Source organism: Pigmentiphaga sp. (genome assembly GCF_019689535.1).
Taxonomy (GTDB): domain Bacteria; phylum Pseudomonadota; class Gammaproteobacteria; order Burkholderiales; family Burkholderiaceae_B; genus Pigmentiphaga.
In genome coordinates this window covers 19,839-29,879 of the sequence record NZ_JADGHH010000014.1, presented here as the reverse complement: position 1 = coordinate 29,879, position 10,041 = coordinate 19,839, and the positions used below count along the sequence as shown (strand labels likewise).

At 64.0% G+C, this 10,041-nt stretch carries 7 protein-coding genes; 2 read left to right on the top strand and 5 right to left on the bottom strand.

The features are described 5' to 3' along the window. Window positions 1–69 precede the first annotated feature (69 nt). The 4 genes from IRZ12_RS02460 to IRZ12_RS02445 form a co-directional block, all read right to left on the bottom strand. Entirely contained in the window at window positions 70–771 is a 702-nt protein-coding gene (locus IRZ12_RS02460; protein WP_296463727.1) for a flagellar brake protein, read from the bottom strand. A 40-nt stretch (window positions 772–811) separates the two neighbouring features. Then, window positions 812–4,744 (bottom strand): FAD/FMN-binding oxidoreductase, encoded by a 3,933-nt coding sequence (locus tag IRZ12_RS02455; protein WP_296463725.1) that lies wholly within the window; start codon window positions 4,742–4,744, stop codon window positions 812–814. 169 nt (window positions 4,745–4,913) lie between these two features. Next, a complete protein-coding gene (locus IRZ12_RS02450) occupies window positions 4,914–5,270 on the bottom strand; it encodes an arsenate reductase (RefSeq protein ID WP_296463723.1) in 357 nt (118 codons plus the stop codon). A gap of 17 nt (window positions 5,271–5,287) precedes the next feature. Next, a complete protein-coding gene (locus IRZ12_RS02445) occupies window positions 5,288–5,851 on the bottom strand; it encodes a YqaA family protein (protein ID WP_296463721.1) in 564 nt (187 codons plus the stop codon). 113 nt (window positions 5,852–5,964) lie between these two features. Between IRZ12_RS02445 and ilvA the strand changes: the two genes are divergently transcribed. Together ilvA and IRZ12_RS02435 are read left to right on the top strand one after the other, a co-directional pair. Continuing rightward, window positions 5,965–7,476 carry a threonine ammonia-lyase, biosynthetic gene (gene ilvA, locus IRZ12_RS02440; protein WP_296463719.1) on the top strand — a complete coding sequence of 504 codons (1,512 nt, stop codon included), beginning with the start codon at window positions 5,965–5,967 and terminating at the stop codon, window positions 7,474–7,476. A gap of 389 nt (window positions 7,477–7,865) precedes the next feature. Further along, window positions 7,866–8,837, top strand: a complete 972-nt coding sequence (locus IRZ12_RS02435; protein WP_296463717.1) for a tripartite tricarboxylate transporter substrate binding protein — start codon at window positions 7,866–7,868, stop codon at window positions 8,835–8,837. 90 nt (window positions 8,838–8,927) lie between these two features. Here IRZ12_RS02435 and IRZ12_RS02430 read toward each other — a convergent pair whose 3' ends face one another. Beyond that, window positions 8,928–9,857 (bottom strand): LysR family transcriptional regulator, encoded by a 930-nt coding sequence (locus IRZ12_RS02430; protein ID WP_296463715.1) that lies wholly within the window; start codon window positions 9,855–9,857, stop codon window positions 8,928–8,930. Window positions 9,858–10,041: the final 184 nt, after the last annotated feature.

Here is a 10,041-nt window from a genome sequence, read left to right as displayed (position 1 = left end):
ATGCTAGGCATAGCGCACAGCCCTTAGCAGACACTCCCGTCGAAGCCCGCGCCGGCTGCCCTCGGGGGGCTACCCCGCGCCCAGCCGCGCCTGTACCTTGCCGATGAACCGCTGCAGCGCCTGCAAAGCCTCCTCCCCGACACCGCTCATCGTGCACCCCACGTGATAGCCGCTGCGGGGCGGGCGGCAGGGCGTGACGTGCATGACTTTGAGATTCGCCTCGAACGTCGTGGCGGGCTCGAGCGAGATGGACGCCCTGCCGACTTGCGCGCCGACCTCGAGGAGGGGGCCGCCTGGCGCCAGGCGCAAGCCGATGCCGGTCATGCTGACGTCGATGACCTCCAGCTCGAACTCGTGCGCCGGAGCGCCCAGCCTCACCCGGGCTACTGCCGGCCCCGGGGGACGGACGCGGGCGTGCAAGCGCCGCTGAAAGCGGTAGATGTGCAGCGGCAAGAGGCAGCTCAACTGGCTCCGGCCGGGGCCCGGCAGCCACAACAAGTTGAGGGCGGGGAATTGGATCTTGACATGGTCCAGGTACCCGACGGCCACCACCTCGCGGGACTGGACCAGCTGCTGCAAGCGTTCGTCGCCCTCGGCGCCGCGCAGCCATAGCAGGCGCCGGCCACGATCCACCTGATCGATGGCGGAGAGGTAGGAGACGCCATCCTCGCTGGAGAGCGACAGGATCTCGCCCTGTTCGGCCATCCGCCCGAGCAGGGTGAGGATCTCGACCGGCTCGGGCGACAGCGGAAGCAAGGGGTTCGCTTTCATCGCGGCAGCCGCGGCGCATCGTGCCGATGCGCCGCAACACTCAAAGCAGCACGCGTTCGATGCCGCCCTCGTTCGCCCTCCTGACGTAGTCCTCCATCCATTGCTGCCCCAGAACGTTACGTGCGATCTCGACGACGATGTAGTCGGCATCGAGGTTCGCGTCATCGTTGTAACGACTCAGCCCCTGCAGGCACGACGGGCAGGAAGTGAGCACTTTGACCTGGCCGTTGTACCCGTCGGCGCGCAATTTGTCGGCGCCTTTGCGCAGCTCCTCTTCCTTGCGGAATCGGACCTGCGTGGAGATGTCTGGCCGGGTGACCGCCAGGGTACCCGATTCGCCGCAGCAGCGGTCGCTCTTGTCCACGCCCTCGCCGACCAGCGCCCGGACCGTTTTCATCGGATCCTGCAGCTTCATGGGCGTGTGGCAGGGATCGTGGTACATGTACCGTGCCCCCGTCACGCCGTCCAGCTTGATGCCCTTCTCGAGCAGGTACTCGTGAATGTCGATCAGCCTGCACCCCGGGAAGATCTTGTCGAACTCGTAGCCGGCGAGCTGATCGTAGCAGGTCCCGCAGCTGACGACGACGGTCTTGATGTCCAGGTAGTTCAGGGTGTTGGCCATCCGGTGGAACAAGACGCGGTTCTCGGTGATGATCTTCTGCGCCTTGTCTTCCATGCCGTTGCCGCGCTGGGGGTAGCCGCAGCACAGGTAGCCCGGCGGCAGGACGGTCTGGACGCCCGCATGCCAGAGCATCGCCTGGGTCGCCAGTCCGACCTGCGAGAACAGCCGCTCGGACCCGCATCCGGGGAAATAGAACACCGCCTCCGTGTCGGCCGAGGTCTTGTGCGGATCGCGGATGATGGGGATGTACTTGGGATCCTCGATGTCGAGCAGCTTGCGCGCGGTCTGCTTGGGCAGGTTGCCCGGCATCTTCTTGTTGACGAAGTGCACGACCTGCTCGCGGATGGGCGGCTTGCCCACCGTGGCCGGCGGATGCTCGGTCTGCTTGCGCGCGAATTTGGCCAAGAGGTCGTGCGCCAGGCGCTGCGCCTTGTAGCCCACGTCCACCATGGCCTTGCGCGTGGCGTTAATCGTGCGCGGATCTTTCGCGTTCAGGAAAAACATCGCGGCCGCCGTGCCCGGATTGAACGACTTGCGGCCCATGCGGCGCAGCAGGCTGCGCATGTTCATGGATACGTCGCCGAAGTCGATGTCCACCGGACAGGGCTTCTCGCACTTGTGGCAGACCGTGCAGTGATCGGCCACGTCTTCGAATTCTTCCCAGTGCTTGATGCTGATGCCGCGCCGCGTCTGCTCCTCGTAGAGGAACGCCTCGATCAGCAGCGATGTCGCGAGGATCTTGTTACGAGGCGAATACAGCAAATTCGCGCGCGGCACGTGCGTGGCGCAGACGGGCTTGCATTTGCCGCAGCGCAGGCAGTCCTTGATGGCATGGGAGATCGCGCCGATGTCGCTCTGCTGCATGATGAGCGACTCGTAGCCCATGAGGTTGAAGCTCGGCGTGTAGGCATGGCGCAGGTCGCCACCCGGCATGAGCTTGCCCGCATTGAACCGGTTGTGCGGATCGATGCGACGCTTGTACTCCTGGAACGGCGCCAGCTCTTGCTCGGAGAGGAATTCGTACTTGGTGATGCCGATGCCGTGCTCCCCGGAAATCACGCCGTCCAGCCGCCGGGCGACGTCCATGATGCGCGCCACGGCCTCGTTGGCCTCCTGCAGCATCTCGTAGTCGTCGGAGTTCACCGGGATGTTGGTGTGGACGTTGCCGTCGCCCGCATGCATGTGCAGCGCGACGAACACCCGGCCCTTGAGCACACGGTCGTGTATTTCCTGAGCCTTGGCCAGGATGGGCGCACAGGCGGCGCCCGAGAAGATGCGCGAGAGCGGGGCGCGAATCTCGTTCTTCCAGGAGACGCGCACCGTGCGATCTTGCACGACGTCGAACACCCTCGCCTCGGGCTGCACTTGCAGGCGTTCCTGGAGGCCCTGCAGCAGCTGCCCCAGGCCGATGCGGGCGAACTCGCCCAGCGTGTCGGCCAGCCGCAGGTCCATGTTGTTCAAAATCCAGTTCCAGCGCGCGCGCACGGCATCGAGCAGCTCGAGCGCCTGGGCGGCGCGGTCGCCGAGGATTTCTTCGCGCGACAGTTTTTCGCCTTCCGCGTCCTCGCTCTTGCCCAGGGGCAGGTCGCCGCTATCGAAAAACTCGGCCAGGCGATCGACTAGCTTGAGTTTGTTGCGGATGGACAGCTCGATGTTGATGCGCTCGATCTCGTCGGTGTACTCGCCCATGCGGGGCAGCGGGATCACGACGTCTTCGTTGATCTTGAACGCATTGGTGTGCCGCGATATCGCCGCCGTGCGCGAACGGTCGAGCCAGAATTTCTTGCGCGCCTCGGCGCTGACGGCGACGAAGCCTTCGCCGTGACGCGTGTTGGCCAAACGCACGACCTCACTGGCCGCCACGGCCACGGCGTCCTCGTCGTCCCCGACGATGTCGCCGATCAGCACCATCTTGGGCAGGGTGCCGCGCTTGCTCTTGGTCGCATACCCCACTGCCCGCAGATAACGCTCGTCCAAATGCTCCAGGCCCGCCAGGATGGCGCCGCGCGCGCGCCCTTCCCCGTCGAGGTAGTTCTTGATCTCGACGATGGAAGGAATCGCATCCCGCGCCTGTCCGAAAAACTCCATGCACACGGTGCGCACGTGCTTGGGCATGCGATGCAGCACCCAGCGGGCGGACGTGATCAGGCCGTCGGTGCCTTCCTTCTGCACGCCCGGCAGGCCGGCCAGGAACTTGTCGGTCACGTCCTTGCCCAGGCCTTCCTTGCGGAACACGCGGCCTTCGATCTCCAGGACCTGGCTGCGCAGCAGGCGCTCGCCCGGCTTGCCGGCGCCGTCGAACCACTTGAGCTCGAAGCGCGCCACCGGCACGTCGTGGATCTTGCCCAGGTTGTGCTCCAGTCGGGTGACTTCGAGCCAATTCCCATCCGGGTCGACCATGCGCCACCAGGCCAGGTTGTCGAGTGCCGTCCCCCACAGCACGGCTTTCTTGCCCCCCGCGTTCATGGCGACATTGCCGCCCACGCAGGACGCCTCGGCCGAGGTCGGGTCCACCGCGAACACATATCCCGCCTTATCGGCGGCGTCGGCCACGCGCTTGGTAACGACGCCCGCGCCGGTGAAGATCGTGGCCACCTCGCGGTCGACGCCCGGCAGCGGCCCCACCGTGACCTCGCTCAGGGTTTCGAGCTTCTCGGTATTGATGACGGCGGACTTCCAGGTCAGCGGCACCGCGCCGCCCGTATACCCCGTGCCGCCCCCCCGCGGAATGATGGTCAGCCCGAGCTCGATGCAACCGCGCACCAGGGCGGCGACCTCTTCTTCACTGTCGGGGGTGAGCACCACGAAGGGGAACTCGACCCGCCAGTCGGTCGCGTCGGTGACGTGGGCTACGCGCGACAGGCCGTCGAACTTGATGTTGTCGCGTGCCGTGGCACGGCCCAGGACCTTCTGCACCCGGCGGCGCAATTCGAGCGTCTCGGTGAACTGATGCTCGAAAGCCTGCACCGCCCGGCGCGCCATCTCCAGCAGGCGGCCCACTTTGCCGTCGCGCTCGGGATCGTCCGGCTCGCGGCGGCGCTCGATCTCGCGCAGGCGATGATGCAGGGCCTCGATCAACAGGTGCCGGCGCTTGGGGTTGTCGAGCAGGTCGTCTTGCAGGTAGGGGTTGCGGCGCACTACCCAGATGTCGCCCAGGACCTCGTACAGCATCCGCGCCGAGCGCCCGGTCCGGCGCTCGCTGCGCAGCTCGCTGAGCATCTCCCAGGCTTCCGGCCCCAGGATGCGGTGCACGATCTCCCTGTCGGAGAAAGACGTGTAATTGTAGGGAATCTCCCGCAGGCGGGTCGGCACGTGCGCAGAAGCGAGGGCGATGGGCAAAGGGGCATTCATGGTGGGGCTGTACTTCATCCCGAAGGTAGCCAGCCATTCTAGCCGATTGGCCCGCTTCCCCGCTGAAGGCGGCCCCCTTTCCCGACCTGCCAAAAGGGTCATATCCGGCGTGAAATACGGGCATTACGCGCGCATTTCGACGCTTCCGGGCGCCCCGGCAGAGCCTGCCTCAGCCCAAACGCGCCGACCAGGACTTCTCGGAAAACCCGACGCTGACCGCTCCGTCCGGTGTCACCAGCACCGGACGCTTCACCAATTGCGGATACTCGGTTGCCAACGCGAGCCATTGCGCCTCGCTCGAGGGCTGCTTGCGCGCCTCGGGCAGATTGCGCCAGGTCGTGGAAGCGCGGTTGACCAGCTTCTCCCAGCCTCCGACCTGGCTCGCCCAGTCCTGCAGCACATCCCCGCCGACCGGGTGTTCGCGATAGTCGATGAACTCTGCTTCCAACCCCTGCGCTGCCAGCCATTTGCGCGCCTTGCGGCACGTGTCGCAAGTGCCCAGGCCGTAGATCCGTATCGTCTTCATTCGTCGACATCCCTCGTTCATGAATTCGGAAATACCCACAGGAGCGCAGCCGTCATGGCGAGGTAACGGCCGAATTTGCCGATCGCCATATAGACCATGCAGGCCCGGAAATCCAGGCGCAGCCACCCCGCCACCGCGCACAGCGGATCGCCGATCAAGGGCACCCAGGACAAGAGCAGCGTCTTCGGGCCGAAGCGTTCTATCCAAGCATGGGCGTAGGCATGCCAGCGATCTTTGCGCGAGGTTTCGTGCTTGTCCTGTTCGTGCCTGTCGTCGGCGGAGCGATCGTGGGGGTGACGCATTTCGCGCCTGGCCTTGATGCGTTCATAGGCCCGCTTGGCCAGCACGCCCATCCCGTAGCTGATGGCACCACCCACGGTGTTACCCGCGGTAGCCACGAGGATGGCGACCCAGAACATGTGCGGCGCGAGCTTGACGTAGCCGAACACCGCAGGCTCCGACCCCATGGGCAGGAGGGTGGCAGAGATCAAGCTGACCACGAAGACAGCCGACAGCCCCACCTCCGGCAAGGCCAGGGTGTGGAGCAGCCACTGTGTCGAGGATTCGAGCCATTGTTGCATGGGCGGAGTGTAGCAACGAAGAGGGTGTATTAGCGTCGCCGAAAACGCCCCGCCCCATATCTGTGTCACACTAAAGGGTTAACTTTTTTCCCTCCAACCCTGAAAGCAGCACCATGGCTACCGACTATTTAAAGCGCATTCTCACCGCCAAAGTCTATGACGTCGCCGTCGAGTCTCCCCTCGACAGCGCTCCGCAGATTTCGGCGCGAATTGCGAACACGGTGCTGCTCAAGCGGGAAGACGCCCAACCCGTATTCAGCTTCAAGCTGCGGGGGGCCTACAACAAGATGGCCAATTTGCCGCCCAAGACCCTGGAACGCGGCGTCATCTGCGCCTCGGCCGGCAACCACGCCCAGGGCGTGGCCCTCTCCGCCCAGCGCCTGGGCTGCCGGGCGGTCATCGTCATGCCCGTCACCACGCCCCAGCTCAAGGTGGACGCCGTGCGTGCGCGCAACGCCGAAGTCGTCCTGTACGGAGAGAGCTTCACGGACTCCTACAACCATGCCAAGGAGCTCGAAGCCAAGGAAAAGCTCACCTTCGTGCACCCGTTCGACGACCCGGACGTCATCGCCGGCCAGGGCACCATCGGCATGGAGATCCTGCGCCAGCACCCGGGCCCCATCGACGCCATCTTCGTGGCCGTGGGCGGGGGCGGACTGATCGCGGGGGTTGCGGCCTACATCAAGCAGCTGCGTCCGGAAATCCGCATCATCGGGGTCCAGACCGAAGACTCCGACGCCATGGCCCAGAGCATCAGCAAAGGCCGCCGCGTGACCCTGCCCGACGTCGGGCTGTTCTCGGACGGCACCGCGGTCAAGCTGGTGGGCGAGGAAACCTACCGTCTCGCGCGCAAATACGTGGATGACTTCGTGATCGTCGACACCGACGCCATCTGCGCCGCCATCAAGGACGTATTCGAGGAGACGCGCAGCGTGCTCGAGCCGGCCGGCGCGCTCGCCCTGGCCGGCCTCAAGAAATACGCCGCGCAGCATCGATGGAAAGGCAAGACCCTGATCGCCATCGCCTGCGGGGCCAACATGAACTTCGACCGCCTGCGGTTCGTCGCCGACCGTGCCGAGGTCGGTGAGGCGCGCGAAGCGGTGTTCGCCGTCACCATGCCCGAAGAGCGCGGCAGCTTCCGCCGTTTCTGCGAGCTGGTCGGCAACCGCAACGTGACCGAGTTCAATTACCGCATGGCGGACTCGAAGCTGGCCCATGTGTTCGTAGGCCTGCAGATTGCGTCGGCGGGCGAGTCATCGAAAATTGCGGCCAACTTCCGCCGCCATGGATTCACCGCCATCGACTTGACGCACGACGAGCTGTCCAAGACGCACTTGCGCCACATGATAGGCGGCAAGGCTCCGGCGACCGACAACGAACAGTTGTACCGCTTCGAGTTCCCCGAACGTCCGGGCGCGCTGATGCGGTTCCTCAATTCGATGTCGCCCAACTGGAACATCAGCCTTTTCCATTACCGCAACCAGGGCGGCGATTACGGACAAATCGTGGTCGGCATGCAAGTTCCTCCTTCCGATAAGAAGGCATTCAAGACCTTCCTGTCGGAACTCGGATACCGTCACTGGGACGAAACCGAGAACCCGGCCTACAAACTGTTCCTGCGGTAACCCCGAGCGGCAGGTCACCTGCCGCTTCCCCGATGCATTCCTGGCGCGGCTTCGGCCGCGCCGCCGGTCTCCGGTGACGGCGCGAAACGGAAACTGGCCCGCCATGCGCCGCGCAGCCCCCACAAGCTCTCCTTTCAAAACGCGATCTTCCTCGCCGCCGATGCCGGCCGCGGCATGTCTGCGCCGGCGTCTTTGTCGTCCGCCACGCCCCCCGAACGCCGTCCAACTGATCAAATTGGAAAAAGCGTTATGCCTTCTTAGACGAGGTCAGGCAAGTCGAAATGTGAAACAGTAGCGGTACGCCCTCAGAACGATGTGAGGCGGTCGAAAACAATCAGCCGGGCCACAAGATGATTCTTTCGAGGCTGGCAACGATTCTGGAGACGGATGTGCGACGACCTCTTGCGAACGAACGGTGGCGTAGGACGGTAATCTTCCTCGCCTTGATGTCATGCGCGGGCGCAGCTCACGCCCAGTCGGCGGTCAGCCTTGTGCTCGCGTTTCCTCCGGGCGGTCCGGCGGATTCCCTTGCGCGGGTGACGGCCAGGCAGTTGGAGAAAGAACTGGGCCAGCCCGTCATCATCGAGAACAAGCCGGGAGGCAACGGCGCCATTGCCGCCAATCTCGTCGCCCGCTCCAAGCCGGATGGAAACACCCTTTTCCTGAGCTCCATCGGCGCCATCGCCATCAACCCCTCCCTCTACCCGAAGCTCGTTTACAACCCCGAGAAAGATTTCGTTCCGGTGGCCATGCTCGCATCTTCCCCGGAAGTCTTGGTCGTCGGCCACGGACATGCCATCAACACCGCGAGCGAATACATACGCCAGGCGAAGAGCAGCGGCGTCAAGATGGCCTCCACGGGAGTGGGAGGCATGTCCCACATGGGCATTGTCCAGTTCAAACTGGCCACGTCGGCGAAGGTGCTGCATGTTCCCTACAAAGGAGCGCCCCCTGCGACGACCGACACCATCGGAGGACAAGTGGATGGGTTCATCGGAGACATCTCCGGCCTCTTGGCTAACATCAAGGCCGGCAAGCTCAAGGCGCTTGCGATAGCGGCACCGAAACGGTCACGCGTGCTGCCCGACGTGCCGACGTTTGATGAGATCGGCGTCCCCAATGTTTATGTGAACAATTGGTATGGATTGTTTGCACCAACGGGTACGCCGGCGGAAAAAATCAATGCGATCAACGCAGCGGTCCAGAGGGCGTTTACCTCATCGGAAATGCGGGCCTACGCCGAATCCACCGGCGTCGAATTCATCGCCGGCACACCCCAGCAATTCGCCGAAACGGTCAAGCGCGATACCGCACATTGGAGCGCGCTCATCCGATCCGAGGGAATCAAGGTGGATGAATGAACGAGCCCTGGGCCGAACGTGCTGCCATGCACCGGCCCAGGACATCCCACGCCAGACGGTGCGGCCGCGAGCGTTGCTTGAACACGCGACTCATTGTCTCGGAAGGACTGCCGCAGCGCCGGACGTCCCGTGCCGGTAGGGCAGGAAGATTTTCTCAAGCAGATCCACCGTCACGCGAACTCGCGGCACCATGCGCCGATTCTCCAGGAATACCGCGTAAAGGCCCTCACTTTCCACCGAGCAATCATCGAGGACGGGCAATAGCGCGCCACTGGCCAGGTCAGGGGCGACCAGGATCGAATTGCACTGAATCAGCCCCACCCCTGCGAGCGCGGCCTGGCGCAAGGCAACACCAGAGTTGACCGTGAGCTTTCCCTGAGGCGGCACGGCAATGACAGATTGTCCCTGCTTGAAGGTCCATGGCCGAACCCGGCCATTGATGAGCAGCGCGATTCGTTCATGCTGCTGCAAATCCCCGACGGTCCGGGGCACGCCGTGAGCATTGAGGTATGCCGGCGAGGCACAGGTCACGCGCCGCGACTTGGCAAGGGGCTTCGCAATGACCCGGGAGTCTCTGGGCTCACCGATATGAACAACGACATCGAGGCGCTGCTCCAGGATGTCGGGAACTTCGTCCGAATATTGGACGTCCAGGACCAGCTCGGGATTTTTCGAGAGAAACTCGCTGAGCATGGGGGCCAAGTAGAGCTGGCCCATGGCGTATGGCATGCCAATGCGAACCTGCCCGGCAGGCTGGGCCCGTCTCAAGGCCACGGCTTGCTCCAACTCATCGACGCTTTGCAGCACCTTTTGCGCAATGTCGAGACACAGCTGCCCGTCATCGGTCAGCGCGACTCCATGCGTATTTCGCTGCAGAACCCTGATGCCAAGCCACTGTTCCAGGGCGGCGATTTTCTTGGTCACGGCGGAAGGGCCCAGGGCCAGGGCATTGCCCGCTCGCGTGAAACTACCCGTCTTCGCCACTTCAGCAAAGGCTATTAGCGCCGCCAACTTGTCCATGATCCTCCCTTGGGCCGCACGGTCGAAGACGGGCCAGACAAGCCACCCCCTGGCCCCGCCCTGGCATGTGCACCTCTATGGCACAAGCGTTGTGCCATAAGCTATCAACCCGACGGCATCGTTCGCCATTAGGATTACTGCCGTATCCGGTTGCCACACCCGCATCCGGCAAATCAAACCAATG